Genomic DNA, 23,525 nt, shown 5'->3' with positions numbered 1-23,525 from the left:
CGAGGGTGGCGCGCCCGGGCGCGCGCCACCCCGGGGGTCACTTCGTCTGGTAGACACCGAAGACGTCGAGCACCAGGTCGGCGTCCTCGTGGCCCTGGTTCCAGAAGGTGATGACGCCGTGGTCGCCGTCGCTCGCCTGGACCATGTTGGGGACCGTGTCGCCGGTCGTCCAGTTGAGGGTGGAGGAGACGGGGCGCGGTCCGGCCGGTGCGGCGGGCTCGCCCGCCGCCGGCAGCGCGTACGGGCTCGGGGCGACCGAGAGGAATCCGGTGCCGCGGGTCTCGGTGACGGTGGCGTTCAGCACGTAGGCCTCGACACCCGTCGCCGCCTCGGGAGTGAACCCCTGCGTGATGTACTCCCGGGCCCGGAACCTGCCGCCGGGCCAGCCGTACGCCTCCTCGCGGGTGTCGAGCGTACGGAAGGGGGTGAAGGGCAGGAAGGCGGCCTTGCTGTCCGGGCTGTAGTAGCCGACGACGTCGACGACCACGTGGGTCGGGGACCAGGCCCCGTTGAAGATCTTGATCGTGCCGTCCTCGGCCACGGGCACGATCACGGCGTTGGCCACGGTCTGGCCGGGTACGAAGTTCAGGTTCGACGCCGTCGGTACCGGCCCGGTGCCGGAGTAGGCGGTCATGTGGCCGGGCCCCTCGGGCTCGGTCACCGTGACGTTCAGCGCCACGGCCTTGATGTTCTGGGGTACCCCCTGCAGTCCGCCGATCCGGGTGGTGAAGGCGCTGCGGGCGGCGAGCTTTCCGCGGGCCGTGCCGACGCCCTCCCGGGTGTCGACGAACCGGGCGGGCGTCATCGAGGTGTAGCCGCTCGCCGAGGCCCGGGTGAAGTAGCCGGTGACGTCGGCGATCAGGTCGACCGGCTGCCAGCCGCCGTTGAAGAGCTCCACGTACCCGTCCTCGCCGACGGGCACGATCACCATGTTCGGGACGGACCGGCCGGCCGTGTAGTTGAGGCTCGAGGTGTTCGGGCGCTCGTACCCGGCTCCGGGCCACACGGTCACGTGGCCGCTGTCGACGGTCTCCGTGACGGTGACGTTGAGGGCGACGGCGGTGACCCCCGCCGGGACGGAGGCGTTGCCGGCCACCTTGACGCGGGCGGAGCCCTGCCCGGGGACCTTGCCGACCGCGGCTCCGGTGCCGTTGCGGGTGTCGAGGAGGCGGGTCGGGGTGTGCGGGGTGAAGTCGGCGCCGGGGGTGAGGAACGCCCCGCCGTTCGTGGCCTGGACGGCATTGGCCGTGTCGGTCACCTTGACCTGCACCTGGTACTCGCCGGACTTGTCGTACGTGTGCGAGTGGTGCAGTTCGTAGTTGCCCTGGGCGGTGACCGCGTCGGTCTTCCCGTCGCCCCAGTCGATGACGACGTCGAGCGCGAAGTCGGCGCTCGTGATCAGGGCGGTGAGCTCGATCCCGTGTGCGGTGTAGCTGGTGCCGCTGACATCCACCGCGAGGGCCGGGTTGGCCCCCGCGTCCAGTGCGGCCTGCTCGGTCGCTGCGGCCTCCGCGTTCTGCGTGGGCGCGGCCTGCTCGGCGGGCGCCGCCTGTGCCTTCTGCGGTGCGGCGGTTTTGGAGTTCGCCTCGGCCTTCCCCTCGCCGGCCGTGGGCAGGGCGGTACGGATCGTGCGGTCCGCGGTGCTGTGGAAGCCCTCGGACGTGGACGCCTTGGCGATCGCCTCGGCCACGCCGGCCGCGACAGGTACGGGATCCGCCGCCTGCGCGATGCCCGGGATGATGCCGAGACCGGCTGCCACGAAGGCAGCGGTCATTACGAGTCGGTGGTTGCGCACCGGCCCCCCAGTTGTGGTGATGAGTGAAGAGGGGCAACCGTATGGAGGGTTCCGGCCAAGGGTCACGGGGTTCTGGCGCGATTCACTCCATAGGGGTCAATGCTTTGCCGACTGTGCGGTTTGCGATCGACAGGAGGGCGTGTGCCGCTCCGTCATCTGCCGGCCGCTCCTCTCTTGCCCAGACCAAAGGACAGGACGCGTGCTTCACACCGCGCGCTCCATGCAGATCAGCTGGTCCCGCTCGTCCCACGACTCGGTGATGACGAAGCCGAGCCGTTCGTACAGGGCGATGGCACCGGTCCGCCATTTCCACACCGACAACCGCACACCGCTCACGCCGTTTTCCGCGGCGTGCGCAAGCGCGGCGCCGAGCAGGCCGGATGCAATGCCCCTGCCCCGGAACGCGGGGTCGGTCCAGAGCCTCTTGATCTCGGACCGGCCGCCGGTGGGGGCCGTGACCACCAGGCATCCCGCGACCGTGTCCCCGCTCAGGGCCAACAGGACGGCATCGTCGACAAACGCGGTCCGTGGGTCCAGGACCTCCGCCTGGTAGCGCTCGGGCAGCCCGTGCACGTCGGCAACGGCCCCGCCCTTCTCCGCCTCCGTCCCCAGGTGGTAGGCCGTCAGCAAACCTGCCAGCCCGTCCTCAGCGGAAGGGCTGTGGTCCGGCCAGCGGACGATGGCGACCTCGCCTTGATCAGTCATGACGCCAGCATCACACGGCACGAAGAGGCGTTGGCCGCCGCTCGGCGGGACCGCGACGCGGCCCGGTCCGGGTCCGTACGGGCAACCCGCGTATTCCCCAGCGGCACGGCAGGGCACCCCGCTAATGTGGCGGAACTCACTGCCGCTGGGGGGCGGGTGGTCGGTTGCGACCGCCCGGGGGTGTGATGGCATCTGGCCGAGCTCTGTCGTGCGGCGGTGTATCCGGAAGACGGCTGGCTTCGCGGCCTGGCGTCCTGATGCGCAGAGGAGCAGCGTGCAACGGCCGCTTCCCCAGGGGATCGAGTACCTGATCGAGCAGTTCGACACGTTCGCGGCCAACCGGGGGGCGAGCCGCCGGTTACCCGTGATGCTGCTGAAACGGGATCCCGCCCCGCCGGGGACCGTCCAGGCATCCACCGGTCGCACGGTCGTCCTGGGCTACCGCGAGCGCTTGTACGAGGAGGATCCCGGCCGTGCGGTCGACCTCGTCCCGCACGCCCTGATCGAGGACGGCGACGCAGCCCCGCGGGACGCCCGGCCCGGCGAGGTGCCCGGCGCCGCGGATGATCGGCACGTCGCCCTGCTGGACGCCATCGTCGAGCAGCTGGAAGGCACGATGCCCCCCGGCGCCGGCGAGTTGCGGCTGCCGCGGTTCCACACCTGCCGCGCAGTCCTGGACGTGCAGGTCGGCGCCGGGTCCACGGCAACCAAGCGACGCCGACTGCGCGACGAGCTCTACCTCCAGCTCCTGCTCCGGCGCCCCCTCCTGGGCACCCTGGCGCGACTGGCCGGTGCCACCGGGGGCAACTTCCTGGTCAACATCTGGCTCTCCCTCTTCCAGCTCCTGGTCGTCGGACTGCCCCGCCGTGTCTACGGCCTGTGGCTCAGCAGACGCCGCAGCCTGCGCTGGGTCGGCTCACGGCGCCCCCAGGGCGCGAACTTCCTCCGCATGGCCCTGACCATCACCCCGTCCGGTACCGCCCGCGGCAACCACGCTCTGATCCAGCGGATGCTGCTCATGGCCCTGCTGAACGATCTGTCCAGGGCGGCCGCCCCGTCCCGGCTGTGGATCTACCGGGTCCGCCGGCGCTGGCCCTTCGTACTGCTCCTTCCCGAGGTCGGCGAGGAGGGCACGCCCGTCCGCCAGCTGCTGGACACCTACGCGGACATCGTCCGCACCGAGCAGCCCGCGCCCCTGATGGTCCTCGGGGCGCTGAAGGGTGAGCCGCCCTCGTACGCGCAGACCGTGCCGGCCGACCTCCGCAGCGTGACCGGTCTCGCCGACCGTGTCCACAGCCTGTACACCCGTGGCTCCTCATCGGCCGTGTACGTCCTCCCGCTCTCCACGAGCGACGACGACGGACCGGCCGATCGGTGGGTGGAGACCAATCCGAAGGTCACCGTACGGGCGAACGGCTGGGGGGACTACGCCCGGGTCGTGGCGGCCCCGATCGTGGTGTTCGCCCTCGTCGCCGGAGGCCTGTACTTCGTCGAGCGCGACACCGAACCGTCGCCGTCGTGCCACAAGGTGAGCACCGGAGAGATCGTCGGGGTCACCGACGGACGCGAATGCCATCTGGGCGTCGCCGGCCGGGACGACGAGCTGTTGGCCCTGGAAGCGGTCGCGGCACGGCAGAACCACGACGCCATGACCAGCGGACGTCCGTACCGGACGGTGGTGTTCTTCGCCCCGCTCACCGCCGAGCCCGGAGACTCCACCCCGGTCAGCATCCAGAGCCTGCGCGGCGCGCTCGCGGCCCAGAACCAGGTCAACGGCCGCGAGGGCGACATCGTCCAGATACGCCTGCTGATCGCCAACGCGGGAAAGTACTTCGCCTACGGATCCCAGAACGGCCAGGGCCCCGACGTCGCCAGGGAGATCATCGACCGGAAGGACCGGGACAAGATCGCTGCCGTGGTGGGCATCACCCAGAGCCGCCCGTCCTCGTTCGCCGCGGTCGGGGAGATCTCGACCGCGGGCATTCCCGTGATCGGCAATTCCGTCACGGGCAGCAGGATGGTGGACGAGCGGGCCCCCTCCTACTACTTCCAGGTGTCCCCCTCGAACGACCGCATCGCCGAGGTGATGGCCGAGTTCGCCGCGAACTCCGAGCAGATCGGTGAGCTGACGACGGGCAAGGACGGCGGCAGGACGGCCGTGCTGGTCTACGACCCCGACGACGAGTTCTTCAGCTCCGACCTCCAGCGCAAGTTCACCGAGCACTACAAGGGCGGCAAGGTGGTCACCGTCCCCTACTACGAGAACCGCAACGGACAGATCGTCTCGGAAGTGGCGCGGGACATCTGCGCCGAGATCCGAACCTCCGGCGGATACATCCTGTACGCGGGCCGCTCGGGCGAGATGCCCGAACTCTTCGACGCCCTTCAGGCAAGCGCGGACTGCCGGAAGGCGGACGGGAAGCCCGTCGCCGTGTTCTCGGAGAGCACGGCCGCGAAATACATGCAGGATCCGCAGGACATGCTCAAGACGCACTCCGTGCTGAAGCCCTTCTACGTGATGCTCAACAACTCCACCGGCACGGAGAGCCCCGACAGCCCGTACTCCGAATTCACCGTGCGCTTCCGCAGCGTGTTCAAGGACGGCTCGGTGCCGGAAGGGAACGCGGCAGGGGCCTACGACGCGCTCCGGGTGGCCTCCGAAGTCATCAACTCCGTCTACGCGCAGTACAAGACGCCGCAGAACAGCAGTGCGCCGTTCCAGCCGGCGGACGTGTACGCGCGGCTGTCGAACCCGGGCGTCCAGAACTTCTCGGGCGCCTCGGGCCTCCTGTCGCTCGACAGCCGCCACAAGTACCCGCCGAACAAGGCCGTCTACGTCCTGGAGTCGCACATGGACAAGAGCGTGACGACACTGATGGCGTGCGGCCTGCTGGCCGACCAGCCACCGGGCCTGAACAACCCCGCCACCTGGGGCCGCCCCGGCAAGACGCGCCCCTGCCCCTCGGCTTAGAGACGCAGCAGTACGGCATCGGCGACCACGCCGGCGTTCTCGCAACGCCGGCGTAGGCCATGACCTGCGGAAGGCGGCGTGGAGGTGAAGCGCGCGAGGGTGCCGCTACGAGGCGCCCTCGCGCAAGCGGAAGCCGTGCCCGTTCCCGCACGTCCCGCGCCTGCCGGTCGGACAGGGGCGAAGGCCGGGAACGGGCCGCCTGCCGCCAGGATCTCCGTGCGCGCCGCTCTCGGACGTGGGCCGATCGGGAGGCCGATCCCTTCGCCGTACGAGACGCCTTCGTCACGATGCGAGGCCCGCTGCGTGACCGGACCCTGGTCTCCTCGCCGGCTCCTACCCCCGCGTCCTCTGGCAGGACACAGGCGAGGCCGCCTGGAGCTACGCCCTCGTCGCGTACAGCACCGCGAAGGCAGGCCTCCTGGGCCTCACCCGCTCCCTCGCCCGCGAACTGGGCCGGTACGGGGTCTGCGTCAACACGGTCCTGCCCGGCGCTATCCAGGTCTCGGCCGAGAACACCATCCCCACCCAGCACCGCGCGCCCGGAGGACCAGATCTAGCGTCAGTGCGTCCCTCGGCGTGGTCGGCCTGAAGACGTCACAGCCCTGGTGGCGTTCCTCGTGGGACCCTCCGCCTCGTTCCTCACTGGCCAATCCGTCCACGTCGACGGCGGATGGCTGCTGCACTGAGACCGTCAACAAGCAAGGAGACAGACCGAAATGATCGAACGAGTCCGCGCCGTCCTCGTCACCGCTGACGACACGATGCTGGTCATCCGTCGCACCAAGCCCGGCATCCCGGTGTACTGGGTCCTGCCCGGGGGTGGTGTCGAACCCCGTGACGAGTCCCGGGAGGCCGCCCTCCACCGGGAGATCCACGAGGAGATCGCGGGGAAGGCCGACATCATCCGCCTCCTCCACACGATGGAGACCGACGAGGAGCGTCACCTCTTCTACCTCGCCCACATCGCCACCTGGTCCTTCGACGACCGCTCCGGGCCCGAGTTCAGCGCCGAGGGCCGGGGCGAGTACGCGCTGGAGGAGATCCCGCTGACCGTGGAGGGGCTCGACGGCATCGACCTCAAGCCCGAGGAGATCGCCCACGTCCTCCGGGGCGCCATCGGCGCCGGCGCCCTTCGGGCAGAGGCTGCGAAGTAGCTGTCCGTCTTTGTGGATTTGCCGTCGGGACCAACGCCGAGGTGCGTCGGCCCCGACGGCGCCTACGGTGTGCTGCGGCTGCTGGGTGCCGGCCAGCCAGAGGGGGTGCGCTCAGGACCAATCGAGGAACCTGTGAGTGATGTGCCCGAGCTCTGTATTCCCTGGCCGGAGCCGCATCGCGCCGCGGTCCAGCTCGGCGGTCAGCGCCGCGCTCGACCTGGTCCCGTGCCTGTCCACGGGATCAGTGAGTCGATCTTCTTCGGCCAGTGCGCCCGTCGTTGGAGTAGGCGGACGCATACAGGGGGAGTGATGATCGCGCGATGGGGGTGATCTCGGTCGCGCGGGCGGTCCTCCTGATGATCCTGCCCGCAGAGCTGCCGTGTTGGGGAGGATCCGACGTCTGTCCACCGCCCGCTCGTCTACTCCGCGTCGCGGAGGGCCGCGCTCTCCGCCACCGCCGCCCTGGCTTCCGCATGCGGCCTGGTCATCGCCTTACCCGGCCATGCGTCGGCGGCCCCGCCGATCACCTGCACCGTCAACTTCGTCGAGGTGTCGGGGACGACGATCCACGGCACCAGCGGTGACCACACGATCCGCTGCGGGGAAGGAGTCGTCCGCGGTACGTCCGTCGAAGCCGGGGCCGGGAGCGACATGATCATCGTCCTGGGCGAGACCTCGTCGGGCACCCCGAGCGGCAACGGCCAGATCGGCAACGACGGCACCGTCGACGGCGGCCCCGGCAACGACACCGTCTTCGTCAGGGGCGGCGACGGAGACAACGGATACGTGACCGATCGAGGCGGGAACGGCGAGGACGGCAACAACCGGACCATCCTCGGCGGAGGCGGCATCGACCACATCACCGTCATCGGCGGCAGCGGAGGCGAGGGAGGGATCAAGAGGGGAGACTGCGGCACCGGCGGCATCGGCAACATCACCGCCCAGGGCACCGTCATCGCCGGCGGCGGCCCCGGCGGCAGCGCGATGTCGCCCGCCAACTGGGACGCCGACGGCGGGGCGGGCGGTGGCGGCAGCAACAGCGAGATCTACCTGCTCGGTTGTCCGGGCTGCCGACCCGCCCTTCCTGCCGGCACCCTCCTGGGAGGCAACGGCGAGCCCGGACGCCCAGGCGGCGGCGCCGGACTGGCCAACAACGGAGCCCTCACCGGCAACGTCACCGCCTTCGACGGCACCGCCGGCCCGACCCTCCCCTGACCCGGCCACACACCCCGGTGGCGGCCGGACTCCGCGGGCCCTGAACGGCTCGTCCGCCGACAGCACACGGGAGACCGCCGGCACGCCTCGTTTGCCCCGACGTTCAATCCATGACCCACGGTGCAAAGCAGGCCGGGCGCGAGCGCTCTGCGTGGCCACCGGTACGACGGACGTGCATGCAGCCCTGATCGCTGCCCGCCACCACCTGCCCGGCACGGGCACCCTCGATGACTCCGTGCTCGCCTCCAGCTGATCGGTTCAGCCGTCAGCAGGCGCCACCGGGCCTCACGCGGGCCGAGGCGGGACGGGACGCTGGTGGTTCCGTGGGCATGCTCCAGCCGGAGAGCGGACGCCGGGGCGTGGATACCCCGAACGGCCCTGCTCCGGGGCGATGGGAAGCCGGTGGCGGTCACCCATTCGGACGCGAAGGGGTGCCGATGCGCTTGGTGCGGCAGAGGCTGTGGACATGTCCGCCAAGCTGATCATCTACCCGCCTGACCAGCAGGGCTGGCGCCGTGTCCGCTATGACGGCGTCGCCATCGGAGTGGCGCACCGCCCAGCCGATGTCCGAACCTTCCTCGCCGCAGCCGGCATGGAGAACGCCGAGGACGTCGACCTTACCGACCCCGACTTCGTGGACTGGCGGGGAGCCGGCCCCGAGGCTTGGGATCCGTTCCCCTGACATCTCTCCACGTCCCAGGTGCAGTCGCCTCGTGGGGGACGCCGGGGAGGACCGTTTTGTCGCACGATGAGCGGGGCGATCCGGGGCTGACGGAAGACGGCTGTGCGTCGAGCAGAGGAGCAGAGTGGTGACTGAGTCGGCGCCGATTGTTGTGTTCGCGAACTTCCTCTCGGACCTGGCGGTGGATCTCAACGAGGGCCAGATTCTGACGCAGTGGGCCCAGCAGGCGCCGCGGAAGGCATGGCTGCTCCGGCCGGGGGACGTGCTGGTCACTCCCGTGCCGCTGAGCAGGGAGTTCCTGCGGTACGTGTACGGCCTGACGAGGGTGCCCCCGGAATCGGTGGCGGTCGTCGAGGTGCCCCCCGCCGGAGCGGTCCCGCTGGCTCGCGCGGTGCGCGAGGCCGACCTCGTCGAGCACATCCGGGCTCTTGCCGGGGACCGGGGTGCCGCGCTGCTGCCGACTGCGCTGGATGCTTCGGCGATCTCGTTCGCCCGGGACGTCGGCCTCACGGTCCACCCGTACCCCACCATTGAGGCTGCCGAAGCCGCGCTGAAGACGACCATGCTGTTGAACACGAAGACCGGGTTCCGCGAGACGGCCGAAGAGCTGGGCATGCGGCTGCCGCCGGGACGAGTGTGCCCGCGCCCGCAGACCGAGGACGTGGCCCGCGAACTCCTGCGGGAGTACGAGCGCGTGGTGGTGAAGCCCGATCGCTCGGCGGGAGGGCACGGGATGCGCTTCGTGTCCCGCGACGATATGAGGGGCTGGACGGTACTGCCGCTGGACACGGTCGGTGGGCCCGGCGGCATGTGGGTGGTGGAGGAGTGCATCGACGTGGCCGAGTCGGTCAGTATCCAGCTGGAGGTGACCGCCTCCGCGACGCACGCGCTGTTCAGCGGAGCGATGCGTACGGCTCACGGGTCCTTCACGGGGTACGCCTCCCCGTTGCCGCTGTCCTGTGCACACGTGGCCGACGAGTTGGAGGAGTGGGGGACAGCCCTGGGCCGCCATCTGGCTGATCACGGCTACGCGGGCCCGTTCGGAGTCGATGCGCTGGTGGACGTGGATGGCGTGGCGTACGCGAGCGAGAGCAACATCCGTCGTACGGCCACCACCACACCGCACGCCATGGTCGCCCGGCTGACAGCGGGATCAGACAACACGCACCCGGCATGGTCGGTGTCGAAGGGCTGGACACGCGATCCCATGGACTTCGAAGGAGCCCTCGCCCGGCTGCGCGCTTCCCGCCTCGCGTTCGATCCCGAGCGCGGCGAGGGCGTGGTCCTATACGCGGACGCGCCGCCCGACGGCCGTTCCTGGCGGTACGCGGTGATCGCCAGGAGTGCTGGAGATGTGGAGGAGCAGGAAGCCGCCTTGGCCGAGGTCCTCGAATTCGAGGGCTGACCGGCACGACGCCGGTCCCGGCACCCTCCTGGGTGCCGGGACCGGCGTCGTGGGCGGGAAGGCGATCAGGCGGGGCGACCACCGAAGGGCGCGCCGGTGCCGTAGTACGTCCCCAGCTCCGCCCGGTAGCCGGCGTCGCCGAGGTGCTTGTCCCGGTGGAACTCGGGGGCGGCCTTGATCTGTTCCTTGGTGCGGTCGACGAAGATCTTCCGATCCTCCGGGTCGACCTTGACGACGGTGCTCGCCGGCAGCAGGACCTCCTTGCCGAAGATCCAGACTCCGGTGTCCACGACCAGGTAGGCGTCACCGACCTCGTCGGAGTGCTTGTCGACCTTGCCGATGGTTCCATCGGTCGCCTCGACCTTGTAGCCGGTCAGGTCCGTACCGGCCAGGTGGCCTGACGTCGGCTTTTGTTCCGTGCGTCGTGCCTGGCGGGTGTCCTGCGTTCCGCCTTAACTCCGCCTGCCCCTACTTTCAGGCTTCACACACCCTGATCGACTGCGGAACCGGGCGGCCGTCGATCCTCGGAGGTGAGCAGGGCCCTTGCTGCGTCACAGCGGCCGTCTCGGCTGCTCTCCGAATGCCCCCGATATCCGCCTTTGGCAGTTACGGGTTGACGAGGGCTCGGCGACGACTGCACTGTCGTCGTACGGCTACCAGCGATACCAGCGGCCGCTACCGCCCTTCGGACGGGCCACGAAACCAATCAGCCACAGGATGAGGACTGCGATCGCGACCCACCAGAGAATCTTCACCGCGAAACCAGCGCCGAAGAGAATCAGGACCAGCAGAAGAACAAGAAGCAGGGGAACCATAGTTATCAACCTCCGAAGCGTCGTCTGCCCGACCGCACCCGAAGCATGTATTCGATTTTTACTTGTTTCTTATCCTGGTGGCCGGGCAGGAGAGCTCGCCTGCATTCCGCAGTTCTCCGGCTGGGCGCTTCGACGGAAACGTGCCGGTGGTCGGGCCGTCTGACGAGACTGCTTTAGGCCGCCCGGCCCAACCGGCCGCTCGGTGAAGCTCTCTTCGGGCAGAACAACCTCCATGGACAGCAATCGCGAGATGGACCCGGCGCACCAGGTGCCGGACGGTGTCGAGGAGAAGACGGTGCGCGCGCTGGGCGCGCTGTCGAAGGCTCTGGAGACCACGGAACGGGCCAGGGGGCACCTCTACGGGTTCCACCAGCTGACCGGGACCGCGGACTTCGAGCTCGGCGACGCGGTCCGGCTCCTGCGGGAGGCGGGCCACGAGGAGGAGGCCGCACGGGTCGAGCGTGACCTCGTGGGCCGCAACGTGATCCCGGGGCATTGGACGTTCCAGATCATCGAGGCTTACAACTCCACCTACTACGAGCCCTTCGTCGGGATGGAACGCGACGTCGTCGACGAGTTGGTCGGCGGGCGCGCTCACCTCTTGGAGGCCCGTCTCAAAACGATTCGCCGCACCCGCCACCATCCGGACCACACCGCAACGCCCCCCACCGCCTGATACGAAGGTCCGGCTCAGCGGTGGCACAGAGGTGTCCCTCATGTTGTGGCGTGCGCTCCGACGGCCTGCCGGTACGCCACGTGTCCGCCCAGCGCACCACTGACGGCCACGGCAGCCAGTCCGCCCAGGGACCACAGTCGCCCCTTCGTCGAGCGGCCGCGGAGCCGCGCCGTCAGGGACGCGGCGTAGCAGGCCACCGCAGCCACGTTGGAGACCGCGTGGGCCAGGCCGCCCCGGGCCTGCTCCGGTGGCAGGTCCGCCCAGTCCAGCCAGCCGGCCACCGCTGCGGGGGCGACCCCTGCCAGTCCGACGGCGGTCAGGGTGGTCGACGCGTGCTTTGCCCCGGGTACGACGTCGACTACCGAGGCTGACAGCCAGCACCCGATGGGTACCTGCACGAGCACGGGGTGCACGGGGTGGCCCAGCGGTCTGCCGCGCAAGAGATCGCGCATCCGGCCCAGGGGGAGCGAGCGGATGCCACGCTGGAGCACCCTGATGGCCGGATCGGCCCCCGTGGTCCGCTCGAGCCGGTCCAGGGTCGTCAGCCACCATGTCGAGGCGGTGTCGAGCCCTGCTGTCTGCCTGGCGGCGGGCGATGTGTCGAGGGTGTGTGAGTTCATACCCGACGCCTACCCGCCGTCACGCTGCCATCCCGCCCCGGCAACGACTGCACCCGAACGACAGGCCCCCGATGGGGGAGCCTCGGTCTCAGTCCTGCGGTCAACGGACCGGAGCGCCGTCCAGACGGCGGACGGCAACCAGCTGCTCGGCCGCACTCATGGCGTGGTGGACCATCCGGTGTCCGACCATGACGCACAAGCTGCAGCCGGCGTCCTCGTAGCGGGCGCGGACGACGGCATCATCGGGGACCGCGAAAGTACGCCGACGCAGGTCGCGGAATCGGGCCAGGTGATGGCGCAGGGTGTAGGGGTCCGGCAGGAGCGCGGGCTTGGCCGGGTGGGCCATACTGCAGGGGAGAAGGGCCATCAGAATGCTGCTGGCGCGTCCGACCGCCGCCGTCGGTGAGACGGGTACGACGCCTGACATCCCGGAGTCCCGTGTCGCGTCTCCCATCGGTGACGGTGGCTCGGAATGGGCGCTGCTCATCTCCCTCCCTACGGGAACCATCCCGGCTGAGGCCGGTGAAGACCGCTGTCTACCGGGGCCGGCCGTCTCAGTGCCCTGGACACACGTGCCACGTCCCGTAGGGCGCTCGAAGCGGTCTGAGAGCTGGGCGCTTGTTGACGTTCGACAGGCAGGACGAGGCGGGATGCTCTCTCGCCGCACGGCTGAACGGCTACTCCTCGTCCGAGGAGCGTGCCGTGCGGCCACGGCGCTCTCCGAACGGCCCAAACACCGCGTGTCGCGATGGAAGGCAGGGGAGCGGCGCCGTCGTGGGCGCCATCCTCTGGTGCATGCGTCCGATGACTGGCTGGCTGTTGGCAGGCGCGGTGTGCCTGGCCACATCGGGATGCGCAACGGTCAGCCAACGGGCAGAGGCGGCCGAGGCGGCAGCCCGGAGGTTCGAGCGGGCGCTGACGGCCGCCGACGACGTGCGGGCGTGTGGCGTTCTCGCGCCCGCCACGCGGGAGGAGCTGGAGGCCGAGGCGCCGTGCGGGCCAGCCCTGGCGGCGTTGCAGCTGCCGGCCGCGGCCGGGCCGGCTGAGCGCGTCGACGTCTACGGTTCCCAGGCCCTGGTGGTCTTCACACAGGACAACGTCTTCCTGGCCTCCTTTCCCGACGGGTGGCGTGTCACAGCCGCCGGATGTACCCCCCGGCCCGGGCGGCCCTACCACTGCGAGTTGAAGGGGGACTGAGTGGCCCAGGTGCGCGTGCTGTTCGTGATGTTCCTGGTCGGGGTGTTCGGCGGCCTCGCCTACGCCTTCGCGGTGGGGCTGATGCACCGATGAGCGCGAGCCGACGCTTCTTCCGTGACAACGGGCTGACCCTGGCGTTCGGCATCGGCTTCCTGCTCTGCCTGCTGGGTCAGGCGATCGCCGGCCACGCGGAGCTCAACAGCATCCTGGAGGCGCAGAGCCTGCACCCGCTCTCGTTTGCCGACTACCTCTTCACCTCGGACTTCATGGTCGACGTCACCGAGAACTGGCAGTCGGAGTTCCTCCAGTTCTCGCTCTACATCATCGGCACGGTGTGGCTGGTGCAGCGGGGATCGCCTGAGTCCAAGCCGTTGGATAAGGCAGGGACGGAAACGGATGAGGAGCAGAGGGTCGGAGCGCACGCGCGCGCCGACTCTCCTCGATGGGCGACATACGGTGGCTGGCGGCGGGCCCTGTACTCGCGGTCGCTCGGCCTGGTGATGAGCCTGATCTTCCTGCTTTCGTGGCTGGCGCAGTCGGCTACCGGGGCCGTCGCATTCAACGAGGAACAATTGCGGCAGCTGCAGGAACCGGTCAGTTGGACGACTTACGTAATGTCCGCCGAGTTCTGGAACCGCACCCTGCAGAACTGGCAGTCGGAGCTGCTGGCCGTGACGGCCATGGTCGTCCTCTCCGTCTACCTCAGACAGCGCGGGTCACCGGAATCGAAGCCGGTGGGCGCCGCCCACACCGCCACCGGAGTCGAAGGCTGACCAGTAGAATGCAGGTGACGTGGCGCGGAGCATTCAGCCCACCGCCCCGCCCCGGGCGGGCTGCACCAGACGTACGCCCTCCTCGATCGCGGTATCGGAAGCGCACCTGGCCTCGGGCGGAGCGGCTGGTACGGCTCAACGAGTTCCGTACGTGATCATCCACAGGCGGCACTGGAGAGGTCCTGCCAGGGTGGACGCGGCCGGTGGCGGGACCGGCCAGAGTGGCTTCGCCGACAGGGCCCCGCCTTGGACCTTTCGTCGCGACCTGGTCTTTCTGGTCACGGGCATGCTCTTCCGGGGCCTGCCAGGAGTACTCGCGACGCTGTGCGACAGGGTTCAGCTCGGCGGGGGGCGCCTCCCGGCGCCTGCGTCGGCTGCCGTACCAGAAGGCGCCGATCAGAAGGATGACCAGGACGACTCCGGCGAAGATGAGGAAGAGCGAGGCCTGACCTTCGGCCGCGAGTGTTTCGATTGCAGTCACGCGCGGCCCCTACCCGTGATCCAAGGGCATACCAGACGTCGGACGGGTCTATATCGGTTGATGTGCATTCGAGGTGGGTTCAGTGGCCCCATCGGACGGAGGAGGGCCGCCCATCCGGGCCAATCCTTCGTTTCGGACGAGCACCGTGAGTGTGCGCCGGGTAGACGGGCGTGGGGTGGCCGGCCGCGCCGCCTGATACTGCGAAGGCCTCGGAGGCGTTGGTGGACGGGATCGTGCTGCTCAAGGAAGACCACAAGACGGTCGAGAAGCTGTTCAAGCAGTTCGAGAAGGCAGGCGACGACGCTCACGCGGAGAAGCGGAAGATCGCCGACAAGGTGATCGACGAGCTGACCACGCATACCTGGATCGAGGAGAAGATCTTCTACCCGGCCGCGCGTGAGGCGGCGCCCGACACCAAGGACCACGTCCTGGAGAGCATCGAGGAGCACCACGTCGTGCTGTGGATGCTGTCCGAGCTGAAGGACCTGGACGCGGCCGATGAGCGGTTCGACGCCAAGATGAGCGTGCTGATGGAGAACGTCCGGCACCACGTCGAGGAGGAGGAGAAGGAGTGGTTCCCCGACGTCCGCAAGGCCATGGGGCGCAACCGCCTCATTGAACTGGGCGAGCAGATGGAGGCGGCGAAGAAGAAGGCCCCGGGCGAGCCCCTCGCCGTCCCGAGTGCCAAACACTGACTGCTGGCCCAGCACCTCGCCCTCTTCAAGCTCCCGGAAAAGCCTGGGGAACGAGCCGGTGACACGAGCGGCCTCGCCTGATCTCCACCCGGAACAGGGCCGCGAGCCTCTCGACAGCCTGACAACCTCTCCCGCCCACCCGTGGCTCGCGGGTGGGCGGGAGAGGGGCGGATGGCTTCAGAGGTTGGCGGGGAACCGGTCCCATGCACGATGTTCGCCCAGCGCCTGCGTCAGCTCCTCCACGATCGCCGTGCTGGTTTCGCCGGTGGTGATGCCCGGCTCGTTGGCTGCGATGCCGCACGTTTCGAGGAGCTGCTCGGCGCCGTTCCACCCGCCGATGCCCTTGCCGTGACGGTATGCCTCGGTGAGGAGCAGCAGTACGCGCGGGTCGGGAGCTTCGGGGGGCTGGGCTGTGCCGGCCTTGGCGTCGCGCGCACCGTATGCGTCCGCGCCGGCCTGGGGTACTCCGGCCAGCAGGACGGCGTCGAATTCGACGGAGCGGGCGGTGGCGAAGGTCCGCTGAACGGCGATCGGGCCACCCTTGGAGTCGAGGGTGCCGCCGGTCGGGGCGATGACGAGGGGCACCATGCCGGCGTCCAGGACGGCCTGGCGGGCGGTCCGTACGCCGTCCAGGTCGGAGGCGGCGTCGGCGATGATGCCGATGACACGGCCGTCGGTCGGCCAGGTCCCTCCCATCTGGGAGAGGGCGGGGCTGGGGTCGGGCTCGGCGAGCGGCTCGGTGGCCGCGGGGGCCGGTAGGCCGAGGCCCGTGGCGACCTGTTCGCACAGCTCCGCGTCGATGTTCGCAAGGACCTGGAGGGTGCGTTCCTTGATGGCCTGCTCGTAGCACTTGTTCAGTTCGAAGGTGTAGGCGGCGATGATGTGCTCGCGCTCGGGCGGGGTCATGCTCAGCCAGAACAGCCGCGGCTGGGTGAAGTGGTCCGAGAACGAGGCGGGCGCCTCACGGATCTTGCTCGCCGCCGGGACCTTCACGGGGGTTTCGACGAAGGCGCTCATGTCGGATCCGGCGAGGAAGGGGCAGCCTCCGTCGAGGCTGTTGGGCCGGTAGGGGGCGATGCCGGTGTGGACGGCTGTCTGGTGCATGCCGTCGCGGAGCATGTCGTTGACAGGGGCGTGCGGCCTGTTGATGGGGATCTGACCGAAGTTGGGGCCGCCGAGGCGGCTGATCTGGGTGTCGAGGTAGGAGAAGAGCCGGCCCGCCAGCAGCGGGTCGTCGGTGACGTCGATGCCGGGCACGAGGTGGCCGGGGTGGAAGGCGACCTGCTCGGTCTCGGCGAAGTAGTTCTTGGTGTTGGCGTTGAGGGTCATCAGCCCGATGGGCTGAACGGGGGCGAGCTCCTCCGGGACGATCTTCGTCGGGTCGAGGAGGTCGATTCCCTCAAAGGTCTGGTCGTCGGTGTCGGGGAAGACCTGGATGCCCAGCTCCCACTGTGGGAAGGCGCCGGCTTCGATGGCGTCGAAGAGGTCGCGGCGGTGGAAGTCGGGGTCCATGCCGTTGATCAGCTGTGCTTCCTCCCAGACCAGGGAGTGGACGCCGAGCTTCGGCTTCCAGTGGAACTTCACGAGCACGCTCTCGTCGGCCGCGTTGACCAGGCGGAAGGTGTGGACGCCGAAGCCCTCCATCATCCGGAACGACCTCGGGATGCCGCGGTCGGACATGTTCCAGAGGGTGTGGTGGGTGGCTTCGGTGTGCAGGGAGACGAAGTCCCAGAAGGTGTCGTGCGCGCTCTGCGCCTGCGGGACCTCGCGGTCCGGATGCGGCTTCCCGGCGTGGATCACGTCGGGGAACTTGACGGCGTCCTGGATGAAGAACACCGGGATGTTGTTCCCGACCAGGTCGAAGGTTCCTTCTTCGGTGTAGAACTTCGTCGCGAACCCCCGGGTATCGCGCACCGTGTCGGCGGATCCGCGCGAGCCGAGGACCGTGGAGAACCGCACGAACACCGGCGTCTCCACGTCTTTGGCCAGGAATGCGGCCTTGGACACCTCACCGGCGGTGCCGTATCCCTGGAAGACGCCGTGGGCTGCTGCGCCCCGCGCGTGAACGACCCGCTCCGGGATCCTCTCGTGGTCGAAGTGCGTGATCTTCTCGCGCAGGTGGTGGTCCTGGAGGAGAACCGGTCCGCGCGCCCCGGCCTTGAGGGAGTGGTCGGTGTCCGGCAGGCGGGTGCCCTGGGCGGTGGTCAGGTACGCGCCGCTCTGCGCTACGCGGGCCTGGTCCGCTCCGGTGGGCTGCCCGGTGGGGCTCACCGTCTCGGGGCCGTCCTGGTCCGGCTTCGGGGGCAGCGGTTCCCCCGGCTGCGTGGGCTCCGCTACGGGCGGGGCTACCGGGCCCGGCTGACCCGGCAGTTCGTTCCTGGCGGCGTCATCTGCCGACTGCTGCTTCGCCATGATCGTTCTCCTCGTGGGTGCGGATGGATGGGGCGGCTGGAAGCGGGAGCCGCGCACCTGATTGCGACGGGTCACGGGAGGGGGGTGCCGCCGGTGGCATTGACGATCTCTCCGGTGATGTAGCTGGCTTGGGTTGAGGCCAGGAAGACGTAGGCAGGAGCCATCTCGGCCGGCTGGGCCGCTCGGCCCAGGGGCGACTGTTTGCCGAACTCCGTCACGTCGGGCATGGTCGCCGGGATCAGCGGCGTCCAGACCGGCCCCGGGGCGACGGCATTGACGCGGATGCCGCGCTCCGCGAGCATCTGAGCCAGCCCGTGAGTGAAGGAGATGATGGCGGATTTCGTCATCGCGTAGTCGAGCAGGTGAGGGCTGGGCTGGTAGCCCTGGACCGAAGCGGTGTTGATGATCGATCCGCCACGCGGGATGTGGACGAGGGCCGCGCGGGAGAGCCAGAACATCCCGTACAGGTTGGTCTTCATCACCCGGTCGAACTGCTCCGTGGTGATCGCCTCGATCCCGTCGGGCTGGGACATCTGGTAGGCGGCGTTGTTGACGAGGATGTCGAGGCGCCCCAGCTCACCCACGGCGCGGTCGATCAGGGCCTCACACTGTGCCTCGTCACGGATGTCGCATAGAACGGGAACGGCCTTGCGGCCGGCCTCGCGCACCAGCAGCGCGGTCTCGGCCGCCTCGTCTGTTTCCTCGGGCATGTGGGTGAAGATGACGTCCGCGCCTTCACGTGCGAAGGCCAGGCACACGGCTCTGCCGATGCCGGAATCGCCTCCGGTGACCAGGGCCACCCGGTCCAGAAGTACGTCGTGGCCTTGGTAGGAGTCCTCGCCGTGGTCCGGACGGGGATCCATCTCCTCCGTCGAGCCAGGGGGTTCCTGCTCCTGGTCGGGAAACGGTGGGCGCGGGTGGCGGGTGACAGGGTCGGACGGGCGGGGCGCTTTGTGGGACGACATTCGTTTCTCCGGTCTCCGTGGCGCGCTGGGTGAGCGGTGGGTCAGCTCGCCGGATAGGGGGCGGCCTTGAGGCGGCGGGCGAGGTGGGCGGTGTTCGCGGCGAGCGTGGCCGTGGTGGCGGCCGTCTTCTCGGGGGTGTTGTCGAGGTCCTGGTAGTCGGTGCCCTGCATGGCTTCGCCGACCCAGTAGGTGACGGCGTTCGGGGCGAGGGAGAAGCCGACGTCGTTCAGGCCCTGGAAGAGGTCGGCGCTGACCTTGTGCGCACCGTCCTCGTTGCCGACGACACAGACCGCGGCGACCTTGCCGTAGGTGAGCATCCGGCCCTCGTCGTCGTTCTCGGAGATCTCCGCGTTCAGCCGCTCCAGGACCCGCTGGGCGGTGCTAGAGGGGTGCCCGAGCCAGATGGGCGTGGAGAGGACGAGGATGTCGCAGCCCAGGATGGTGTCCCGAATCGCCGGCCAGGCGTCCCCGTCGCCCATGTCCGTCTTCACACCGGGCTTCACGTCGTGATCGGCGATCCGGATGGCCTTCCCGGTGACACCGTGCTCGGCCAGCGCGGCCATGGTCTGCTCGGCCAGCAGCTGAGAGCTCGACGGAGCGGGGGAGGGGGACAGGGTGCAGACGAGCGCGACAGCACGGAGCGGAGTGTGAGTGTTGGGGGCCATGATGTTTCGGCTACCCGCACACCCCGCTTTGATATCGCAAGAGGTGCCATTCATCCCCTTTGGCTCAATCCGCCAGGGTGCTGGCTGTGTTCACGAGAACCGACGGCAGATGTTCACCACGCCGGGAGGCAGTCGCGCCGGCGGTGTTCGAATCGGCCAGGCGGGCTGCCTTAGCGCAGGTGGCCGCTACGCGCTGCCCACCCCGTGCGACGACTTCGACGTCTGCACCCTGGTCAACCACATGCTGGCCGGCAACCCCTACTACGAGGGCCTCGCCCAGGGCGACGACCCCGACTTCGCCCTGTTCGCCCAGTACCACATGGGCGACCGCCAGCCCGGCGAGGTCTACGCCGAGGGCGCCAAGGAGGCTCTGGCCGCTTGGCAGACCGAGGGCGCGCTCCAGCGGCAGATGCCGCTGCCCGGCGGAGGCCTGAGCCCGCGGCTGGCCGACTTGAGCCTCCTGGAGGCAGTCCCGCACGGCTGGGGCCTCGCCACCGCCACCGGCCAGGACCGCACCGGCGCCCCCGACGCCGTGGCAGCGATCTTCCAGACCTGGTACGGCAACCACCCCGATGAGTTCCGTGGTGCGACGGGCGTGTTCGGCCCCTCCAAGGCTGCCTCGGAGGGCGCTCCCGCGCTCGACCGCATCGCCGCGTACTTCGGCCGCACCCTCTGACTCTCCGAGCCACCGGCTCCGTGTCGTGATCCCACCGGGAGGTGGGACCGCGACCCTTCGAGGTACGCCGAAGACTGGAGGCCAGCACGGCCGCCAAGCTCACGGGTATCCCCTGTTCGATTCTTTGCCGCCTCCCGGCGTGGTGAACATCTGCTGTCGGTTCTCGGGTTCTGGCGCAGATTCCATGAACGATCTTGAATCGGATGTCAGCGGCCAGTTCGACTTCCCTGTCGTAGGCCAAATGACAGGGGGGTCACCTGGCCGCCGATGACTACTGAACGTGAGGCTGGCGTCCCATCGTCGGGCAACGCTGGTCCTCCGGAGGCAGCCAGGCGGTCAGGCGGGCGAGCCTTCGGACTCAATCATCCTGACCAGGTTGGTGATGTCCTTGTGGAAGGTGAACTCGCGCAGGAGCGTGGTCCAGCGACCGTCTTGCCACCGCCAGACGAAGTTGTAGAGCACCGGGACCCCCTCCTCTACCCGGCGCATGATGATCGACCCATGGCCGTCGTACACGCTGGTGGCCAGAAGACGGACGTCGTCGAGTGACTCACCCACCTTCAATCCCCGGTCCCGCAGTGCACGGAAGCGCGCCATGAACTGGTCCTTCGTCAGGGTCACCACCTGGCCTTCTTCGTCGAACCGAATGTTCTCGAAGCTCGGGTCGTAGAGGGCATCCAGCCTCTCCACGTCCATGGCCAGGCCGGCGTTCATGTACTCCCACATACGATCCACGAGCGACTGATTCACGATCGGCTCTCCCTCATTTGGTGGTTCCCCACGCACGGGTCTCACGGGCGGTCGTGGACGGCATGAAGTTTCATGGACGCCACCGACCGCATCCCCAAGGTCGCTGCACCCACCGACGAAGCGCCGACAGTCGTTGTCCATGACCGACAGACGTCCGACACCGCTGCACCAGCCATGGAGGGTGCCGTCGTGACTGGCCGTACTTGGGGATACGCAGCTGGCCGCCGACGCTCGGGTTCCACCAGCCTCGTGTGACATCCAATCCGCGCAACTCACGTGATGCGTTCCTCCTGCCGACCGAGGGCCAGCAAGATCGTTCACGGAATGTGTGCCAGAACCGGTTCTCGTGAACAAAGCCAGGGTGTCGAGCTCCAGGACGCTGTGCCCCCGTTTGGTCCGAGGTGAGCGGCATCCCGCTCACCTACGGACCTGTCACGCTTCGACGAGATGCGAGGCACGGCGGGTGCGCGCACGATGACCGTGACACGACACCGTCGATGAAGGGTTTGGTCATGCCCCGAGGTTCGAGCCCGAAGCGTGAGCGGCAGTACGAGCACATCAAGGAGTCCGGTGAGAAGCGCGGCATGTCCGAGGGCCGGGCGAAGGAGATGGCGTCTCGGACAGTGAACAAGGAACGAGCGAGGTCGGGGGAGAGCAAGACGGCCAGCCGCAGTTCCACGCAGGGGAAGTCAGCCTCACAGCGCGGCGGACAGAAGTCCGGCAGCGAAGGCGGAGGCTCTTCCGAGCGCACCAAGGACGAGCTCTATCGGGAGGCGAAGAAGCGCGGCATCGAGGGCCGCTCGACCATGACCAAGCAGCAGCTCAAGAACGCCCTCGGCCACTGATTCGCGTCGTGGGTCAACCGCCGCCCAAGCCGCCCGTCGGTCGATGCTCAATGGTTGAGGGCCTGCTGCAGCTGCTCCTTGTTCATGTGGGAACGGCCTTCGATGCCCTGCGCTTTCGCCTCTCGACGTAGCTCCTCCAGGGTTTGATGGGAGGAGCCGTCTCCCGCGCTCCTGCTGCCTCGCGTGGAGGCGGATGAGCGGTGGCTGGAGCCGTTGCTGCCGTTGGGGTGAAGGACGACCTTGGTCCAGCCGTCATCGCGATTGTCGAAGTGCTCGTACGCCGAGGACGCCTCGTCGAGGCTGAGTTCGTGCGATACGAGGAAGCTGGGCTCGGCCTTGCCGCCGGCGATCAGGTCGCGCAGGGCCCGGTTGTAGCGCTTGACGGGCGCCTGGCCGGTACCGGGGCGCTGGCCCTTGAACCACAGCATGCCGAAGTCCAGCGGTACCTTCCCCCGGGCTTCGAGCTCGCCCTGGGCCTCGGCGCCTCCCGGGTCCTCGGGCAGGAACACGCCGACCACGCCGATGCCACCGGTGAACCGGACGGAATCGATGAGCCCGTTCATGGTGAGGGTCGCGTCCTCCTTGCCCCGGGGGTCGTGCGCCTGATGGCCGACGCATTCGCAGCCGTTGTTCGCGCCGAGCCCCAGCGTCGCTTCCTTGACGACCTCGGCCGGATCCTGCTCGGCGGTGTTGATGGCGATGGCGCCGATCTCCTCGGCGATCCGGAGCCTGTCGGGCTGGTGGTCGGCGACCCAGACACGGCCGGCGCCCTTGAGGATCGCGGAGTAGGCGGCCATGAGGCCGACCGGGCCCGCCCCGTAGACGATGGTCTGGTCGCCGGGCTTGACTCCGGCCATTTCGGTGGCGTGGTAGCCGGTGGGGAAGATGTCGGCCAGCATCACGTAGTCGAGCCGGCGCTCGGCGGCGTCCTCGCCCAGGCGCAGGGCGTTGAAGTCGCCGTACGAGACGCGCAGGAGTTCCGCCTGGCCGCCCTGGTACGGGCCCATCTCGGCGAAGCCGTACGCGGCGCCGGCCATGTCCGGCTTGGGCTGCATGATGAGGCAGTAGTTGGTGAGGCCCTGTTCGCACTGCTTGCAGAAGCCGCAGGCGATGTTGAAGGGCAGGACCACTCCGTTCCTCCTGTTCCACGCAGTTGAGTTCCCCGGCAGCTTCGTCGATCTTCGCGTCGAGGAGATACGGATCGGTGTGTGACGCCTGTCCGATCACCTCCATCGCCTTGGCCACAGCGCGCAGGACAGCGCTGAAGCGGGGATGGAAGGTGGCCGGGAGACTCCCGATTTCCCCGCTGTCGAGGGCGTAGTCCAGAGTTCGGGTCATGGAGTTGCGTTCGGCGACAGTGATTGCTTCCCGAGCGCGGGGGAGGGCCGCGCCGGAGCCGCTGACCGCTGGGCGTGGGTTCATGCGGCCGTTTTCGATCTCGGCTTCGATCGTGTGGCGGATGCGCTCGCACTCGGCGGACAGCCTGCGCCAGTCGCGGCGCCATTGGCGCAGGTGATTCCGGTCGGGATCGCTTGCTTCGAGGGTGTCGGCGAGGTCGTCGAGGCGCTGGGCGATGACGGTGTAAAGGTCGGTGACGGCTTGCTGCCGATGTCCGGTGTGGCGGGCGGGAGCAAGGACGAGGTGGGCGGCGAGGCCACAGAGAGCGCCGATGCCTACGGAGGCGACCAGCTGGCCGATGTAGTCGACCTGCCCCTGTCCTGAGGAGAGCGCGAAGAAGCCGACGATGGCGACCTGGGTGCCCTGCTGCCCGAAGCGCCGGATCCTGCGGATGCAGAGCGCGAACAGGGTGAGGAGCGCGAACGTCCAGCCGTGGATGCCGGCCGCGGCCGCCAGTGTGGCGGCGAGCGTGGCTCCCGCTGCCATGGCCAGCACGTACTGGAGGCAGTCGCGCACCGAGCGGTACACGGTCGCCTGCAGTGCCACCAGCGCGGTGAACGGCGCGAACGTCGACACGGCCGGCGGCAGCAGGTGGCGCGCCAGGACCCACGCCGCCGTCGCCGCGATCAC

28 protein-coding genes and 1 pseudogene are annotated in these 23,525 nt (G+C 69.0%); 15 read left to right on the top strand and 14 right to left on the bottom strand.

Translation table 11 applies throughout. The annotated features are described in order from the left end of the window. Window positions 1-37: 37 nt before the first annotated feature. Complete coding sequence (locus tag ACFYZS_RS04995) at window positions 38-1,774, bottom strand: PKD domain-containing protein (RefSeq protein WP_389006937.1); 1,737 nt, start codon at window positions 1,772-1,774, stop codon at window positions 38-40. Window positions 1,775-1,999: 225 nt separating this feature from the next. Next, window positions 2,000-2,500, bottom strand: coding sequence for a GNAT family N-acetyltransferase (locus tag ACFYZS_RS04990; RefSeq protein WP_389006935.1), 501 nt, complete (start codon window positions 2,498-2,500; stop codon window positions 2,000-2,002). Window positions 2,501-2,774: 274 nt separating this feature from the next. On the opposite strand from ACFYZS_RS04990, the gene ACFYZS_RS04985 reads away from it, so the two are divergent. The 4 genes from ACFYZS_RS04985 (at window position 2,775) to ACFYZS_RS04970 (ending at window position 6,625) form a co-directional block, all read left to right on the top strand. Further along, window positions 2,775-5,471 (top strand): hypothetical protein, encoded by a 2,697-nt coding sequence (locus ACFYZS_RS04985; RefSeq protein ID WP_389006934.1) that lies wholly within the window; start codon window positions 2,775-2,777, stop codon window positions 5,469-5,471. A 418-nt stretch (window positions 5,472-5,889) separates the two neighbouring features. Beyond that, window positions 5,890-6,060 carry an SDR family oxidoreductase gene (locus ACFYZS_RS04980; RefSeq protein WP_389007539.1) on the top strand — a complete coding sequence of 57 codons (171 nt, stop codon included), beginning with the start codon at window positions 5,890-5,892 and terminating at the stop codon, window positions 6,058-6,060. A 16-nt stretch (window positions 6,061-6,076) separates the two neighbouring features. Then, window positions 6,077-6,157, top strand: a complete 81-nt coding sequence (locus ACFYZS_RS04975) for a hypothetical protein (protein WP_360360106.1) — start codon at window positions 6,077-6,079, stop codon at window positions 6,155-6,157. Window positions 6,158-6,187: 30 nt separating this feature from the next. Continuing rightward, window positions 6,188-6,625, top strand: coding sequence for an NUDIX domain-containing protein (locus ACFYZS_RS04970; RefSeq protein WP_389006933.1), 438 nt, complete (start codon window positions 6,188-6,190; stop codon window positions 6,623-6,625). Between the two features lie 419 nt (window positions 6,626-7,044). On the opposite strand, the gene ACFYZS_RS04965 is transcribed toward ACFYZS_RS04970, so the two are convergent. Beyond that, window positions 7,045-7,278 carry a hypothetical protein gene (locus tag ACFYZS_RS04965; protein ID WP_389006931.1) on the bottom strand — a complete coding sequence of 78 codons (234 nt, stop codon included), beginning with the start codon at window positions 7,276-7,278 and terminating at the stop codon, window positions 7,045-7,047. Between ACFYZS_RS04965 and ACFYZS_RS04960 the strand changes: the two genes are divergently transcribed. From ACFYZS_RS04960 to ACFYZS_RS04945, 4 genes are all read left to right on the top strand, one after another. Beyond that, a complete protein-coding gene (locus ACFYZS_RS04960) occupies window positions 7,277-7,840 on the top strand; it encodes a hypothetical protein (protein WP_389006929.1) in 564 nt (187 codons plus the stop codon). The two genes, ACFYZS_RS04965 and ACFYZS_RS04960, sit on opposite strands and share 2 nt — an antisense overlap. Before the next feature lie 91 nt (window positions 7,841-7,931). Continuing rightward, window positions 7,932-8,093 carry a DUF5133 domain-containing protein gene (locus tag ACFYZS_RS04955; protein WP_389006927.1) on the top strand — a complete coding sequence of 54 codons (162 nt, stop codon included), beginning with the start codon at window positions 7,932-7,934 and terminating at the stop codon, window positions 8,091-8,093. 213 nt (window positions 8,094-8,306) lie between these two features. Beyond that, window positions 8,307-8,522, top strand: coding sequence for a hypothetical protein (locus tag ACFYZS_RS04950; RefSeq protein WP_389006925.1), 216 nt, complete (start codon window positions 8,307-8,309; stop codon window positions 8,520-8,522). A gap of 127 nt (window positions 8,523-8,649) precedes the next feature. Then, on the top strand, window positions 8,650-9,927 hold the full coding sequence (locus tag ACFYZS_RS04945) for a peptide ligase PGM1-related protein (RefSeq protein WP_389006923.1): 1,278 nt from the start codon (window positions 8,650-8,652) through the stop codon (window positions 9,925-9,927). 65 nt (window positions 9,928-9,992) lie between these two features. On the opposite strand, the gene ACFYZS_RS04940 is transcribed toward ACFYZS_RS04945, so the two are convergent. Both ACFYZS_RS04940 and ACFYZS_RS04935 read right to left on the bottom strand, forming a co-directional pair. Beyond that, window positions 9,993-10,319 (bottom strand): PRC-barrel domain-containing protein, encoded by a 327-nt coding sequence (locus tag ACFYZS_RS04940; RefSeq protein WP_389007537.1) that lies wholly within the window; start codon window positions 10,317-10,319, stop codon window positions 9,993-9,995. Between the two features lie 261 nt (window positions 10,320-10,580). Continuing rightward, complete coding sequence (locus ACFYZS_RS04935; RefSeq protein WP_030302035.1) at window positions 10,581-10,742, bottom strand: hypothetical protein; 162 nt, start codon at window positions 10,740-10,742, stop codon at window positions 10,581-10,583. 232 nt (window positions 10,743-10,974) lie between these two features. Here ACFYZS_RS04935 and ACFYZS_RS04930 point away from each other — a divergent pair, with 232 nt between their 5' ends. Then, window positions 10,975-11,418 (top strand): hypothetical protein, encoded by a 444-nt coding sequence (locus ACFYZS_RS04930; RefSeq protein ID WP_389006921.1) that lies wholly within the window; start codon window positions 10,975-10,977, stop codon window positions 11,416-11,418. A gap of 38 nt (window positions 11,419-11,456) precedes the next feature. Here the strand turns inward: ACFYZS_RS04930 and ACFYZS_RS04925 are convergent, their stop codons facing one another. Continuing rightward, window positions 11,457-12,038: a DUF2231 domain-containing protein gene (locus ACFYZS_RS04925; protein WP_389006919.1), complete on the bottom strand. Its 582-nt coding sequence runs from the start codon at window positions 12,036-12,038 to the stop codon at window positions 11,457-11,459. A 100-nt stretch (window positions 12,039-12,138) separates the two neighbouring features. Beyond that, complete coding sequence (locus ACFYZS_RS04920) at window positions 12,139-12,405, bottom strand: DUF5133 domain-containing protein (RefSeq protein WP_389006917.1); 267 nt, start codon at window positions 12,403-12,405, stop codon at window positions 12,139-12,141. A gap of 407 nt (window positions 12,406-12,812) precedes the next feature. Here ACFYZS_RS04920 and ACFYZS_RS04915 point away from each other — a divergent pair, with 407 nt between their 5' ends. Next, window positions 12,813-13,235: a hypothetical protein gene (locus ACFYZS_RS04915; RefSeq protein ID WP_389006915.1), complete on the top strand. Its 423-nt coding sequence runs from the start codon at window positions 12,813-12,815 to the stop codon at window positions 13,233-13,235. 89 nt (window positions 13,236-13,324) lie between these two features. Continuing rightward, window positions 13,325-14,008 carry a DUF6766 family protein gene (locus ACFYZS_RS04910; RefSeq protein ID WP_389006914.1) on the top strand — a complete coding sequence of 228 codons (684 nt, stop codon included), beginning with the start codon at window positions 13,325-13,327 and terminating at the stop codon, window positions 14,006-14,008. On the opposite strand, the gene ACFYZS_RS04905 is transcribed toward ACFYZS_RS04910, so the two are convergent. Beyond that, a complete protein-coding gene (locus ACFYZS_RS04905) occupies window positions 13,938-14,489 on the bottom strand; it encodes a DUF6479 family protein (RefSeq protein WP_389006912.1) in 552 nt (183 codons plus the stop codon). The genes ACFYZS_RS04910 and ACFYZS_RS04905 overlap by 71 nt on opposite strands. Window positions 14,490-14,710: 221 nt before the next feature. Between ACFYZS_RS04905 and ACFYZS_RS04900 the strand changes: the two genes are divergently transcribed. Beyond that, a complete protein-coding gene (locus ACFYZS_RS04900; RefSeq protein ID WP_385991805.1) occupies window positions 14,711-15,184 on the top strand; it encodes a hemerythrin domain-containing protein in 474 nt (157 codons plus the stop codon). Window positions 15,185-15,361: 177 nt separating this feature from the next. Here the strand turns inward: ACFYZS_RS04900 and ACFYZS_RS04895 are convergent, their stop codons facing one another. The 3 genes from ACFYZS_RS04895 to ACFYZS_RS04885 all read right to left on the bottom strand — a co-directional run bounded on the left by ACFYZS_RS04895 (window position 15,362) and on the right by ACFYZS_RS04885 (window position 19,226). Next, window positions 15,362-17,596, bottom strand: coding sequence for a catalase (locus tag ACFYZS_RS04895; protein ID WP_389006911.1), 2,235 nt, complete (start codon window positions 17,594-17,596; stop codon window positions 15,362-15,364). A gap of 71 nt (window positions 17,597-17,667) precedes the next feature. Then, entirely contained in the window at window positions 17,668-18,561 is an 894-nt protein-coding gene (locus ACFYZS_RS04890) for an SDR family oxidoreductase (protein WP_389006910.1), read from the bottom strand. Window positions 18,562-18,602: 41 nt separating this feature from the next. Next, on the bottom strand, window positions 18,603-19,226 hold the full coding sequence (locus ACFYZS_RS04885) for a flavodoxin family protein (protein ID WP_389006908.1): 624 nt from the start codon (window positions 19,224-19,226) through the stop codon (window positions 18,603-18,605). A gap of 109 nt (window positions 19,227-19,335) precedes the next feature. Here ACFYZS_RS04885 and ACFYZS_RS04880 point away from each other — a divergent pair, with 109 nt between their 5' ends. After that, on the top strand, window positions 19,336-19,902 hold the full coding sequence (locus tag ACFYZS_RS04880; protein ID WP_389006906.1) for a TIGR03086 family metal-binding protein: 567 nt from the start codon (window positions 19,336-19,338) through the stop codon (window positions 19,900-19,902). Between the two features lie 336 nt (window positions 19,903-20,238). Here the strand turns inward: ACFYZS_RS04880 and ACFYZS_RS04875 are convergent, their stop codons facing one another. Then, entirely contained in the window at window positions 20,239-20,652 is a 414-nt protein-coding gene (locus ACFYZS_RS04875) for a nuclear transport factor 2 family protein (protein ID WP_389006905.1), read from the bottom strand. 512 nt (window positions 20,653-21,164) lie between these two features. Between ACFYZS_RS04875 and ACFYZS_RS04870 the strand changes: the two genes are divergently transcribed. Further along, window positions 21,165-21,497, top strand: coding sequence for a plasmid stabilization protein (locus ACFYZS_RS04870; protein ID WP_389006903.1), 333 nt, complete (start codon window positions 21,165-21,167; stop codon window positions 21,495-21,497). Window positions 21,498-21,544: 47 nt separating this feature from the next. On the opposite strand, the gene ACFYZS_RS04865 is transcribed toward ACFYZS_RS04870, so the two are convergent. Then, window positions 21,545-22,627 carry a zinc-binding dehydrogenase gene (locus ACFYZS_RS04865; RefSeq protein ID WP_389006901.1) on the bottom strand — a complete coding sequence of 361 codons (1,083 nt, stop codon included), beginning with the start codon at window positions 22,625-22,627 and terminating at the stop codon, window positions 21,545-21,547. Between the two features lie 322 nt (window positions 22,628-22,949). On the opposite strand from ACFYZS_RS04865, the gene ACFYZS_RS04860 reads away from it, so the two are divergent. After that, a complete protein-coding gene (locus ACFYZS_RS04860; RefSeq protein ID WP_389006899.1) occupies window positions 22,950-23,219 on the top strand; it encodes a hypothetical protein in 270 nt (89 codons plus the stop codon). Here the strand turns inward: ACFYZS_RS04860 and ACFYZS_RS04855 are convergent. Further along, window positions 23,208-23,471: pseudogene (locus ACFYZS_RS04855) on the bottom strand (aromatic acid exporter family protein); the annotation flags it as partial. The gene ACFYZS_RS04860 and the pseudogene ACFYZS_RS04855 overlap by 12 nt on opposite strands. Window positions 23,472-23,525 lie beyond the last annotated feature (54 nt).

Origin of the sequence: Streptomyces sp. NPDC001903 (assembly GCF_042891345.1) — a bacterium.
Lineage (GTDB): Bacteria > Actinomycetota > Actinomycetes > Streptomycetales > Streptomycetaceae > Streptomyces.
Note: the sequence above shows the minus strand (reverse complement) of the source record. Positions and strands in the feature narration are given on the sequence as shown.

What these genes read in the sequence shown, in the direction of transcription:
- ACFYZS_RS04995 (WP_389006937.1), bottom strand. Translation starts at nt 1,774, where the DNA reads ATGACCGCTGCCTTCGTGGCAGCCGGTCTCGGCATCATCCCGGGCATC.
- ACFYZS_RS04990 (WP_389006935.1), bottom strand. Translation starts at nt 2,500, where the DNA reads ATGACTGATCAAGGCGAGGTCGCCATCGTCCGCTGGCCGGACCACAGC.
- ACFYZS_RS04970 (WP_389006933.1), top strand. Translation starts at nt 6,188, where the DNA reads ATGATCGAACGAGTCCGCGCCGTCCTCGTCACCGCTGACGACACGATG.
- ACFYZS_RS04960 (WP_389006929.1), top strand. Translation starts at nt 7,277, where the DNA reads ATGATCATCGTCCTGGGCGAGACCTCGTCGGGCACCCCGAGCGGCAAC.
- ACFYZS_RS04965 (WP_389006931.1), bottom strand. Translation starts at nt 7,278, where the DNA reads ATGTCGCTCCCGGCCCCGGCTTCGACGGACGTACCGCGGACGACTCCT.
- ACFYZS_RS04950 (WP_389006925.1), top strand. Translation starts at nt 8,307, where the DNA reads ATGTCCGCCAAGCTGATCATCTACCCGCCTGACCAGCAGGGCTGGCGC.
- ACFYZS_RS04935 (WP_030302035.1), bottom strand. Translation starts at nt 10,742, where the DNA reads ATGGTTCCCCTGCTTCTTGTTCTTCTGCTGGTCCTGATTCTCTTCGGC.
- ACFYZS_RS04930 (WP_389006921.1), top strand. Translation starts at nt 10,975, where the DNA reads ATGGACAGCAATCGCGAGATGGACCCGGCGCACCAGGTGCCGGACGGT.
- ACFYZS_RS04925 (WP_389006919.1), bottom strand. Translation starts at nt 12,038, where the DNA reads ATGAACTCACACACCCTCGACACATCGCCCGCCGCCAGGCAGACAGCA.
- ACFYZS_RS04920 (WP_389006917.1), bottom strand. Translation starts at nt 12,405, where the DNA reads ATGGCCCTTCTCCCCTGCAGTATGGCCCACCCGGCCAAGCCCGCGCTC.
- ACFYZS_RS04910 (WP_389006914.1), top strand. Translation starts at nt 13,325, where the DNA reads ATGAGCGCGAGCCGACGCTTCTTCCGTGACAACGGGCTGACCCTGGCG.
- ACFYZS_RS04895 (WP_389006911.1), bottom strand. Translation starts at nt 17,596, where the DNA reads ATGGCGAAGCAGCAGTCGGCAGATGACGCCGCCAGGAACGAACTGCCG.
- ACFYZS_RS04890 (WP_389006910.1), bottom strand. Translation starts at nt 18,561, where the DNA reads ATGTCGTCCCACAAAGCGCCCCGCCCGTCCGACCCTGTCACCCGCCAC.
- ACFYZS_RS04885 (WP_389006908.1), bottom strand. Translation starts at nt 19,226, where the DNA reads ATGGCCCCCAACACTCACACTCCGCTCCGTGCTGTCGCGCTCGTCTGC.
- ACFYZS_RS04880 (WP_389006906.1), top strand. Translation starts at nt 19,336, where the DNA reads ATGTTCACCACGCCGGGAGGCAGTCGCGCCGGCGGTGTTCGAATCGGC.
- ACFYZS_RS04870 (WP_389006903.1), top strand. Translation starts at nt 21,165, where the DNA reads ATGCCCCGAGGTTCGAGCCCGAAGCGTGAGCGGCAGTACGAGCACATC.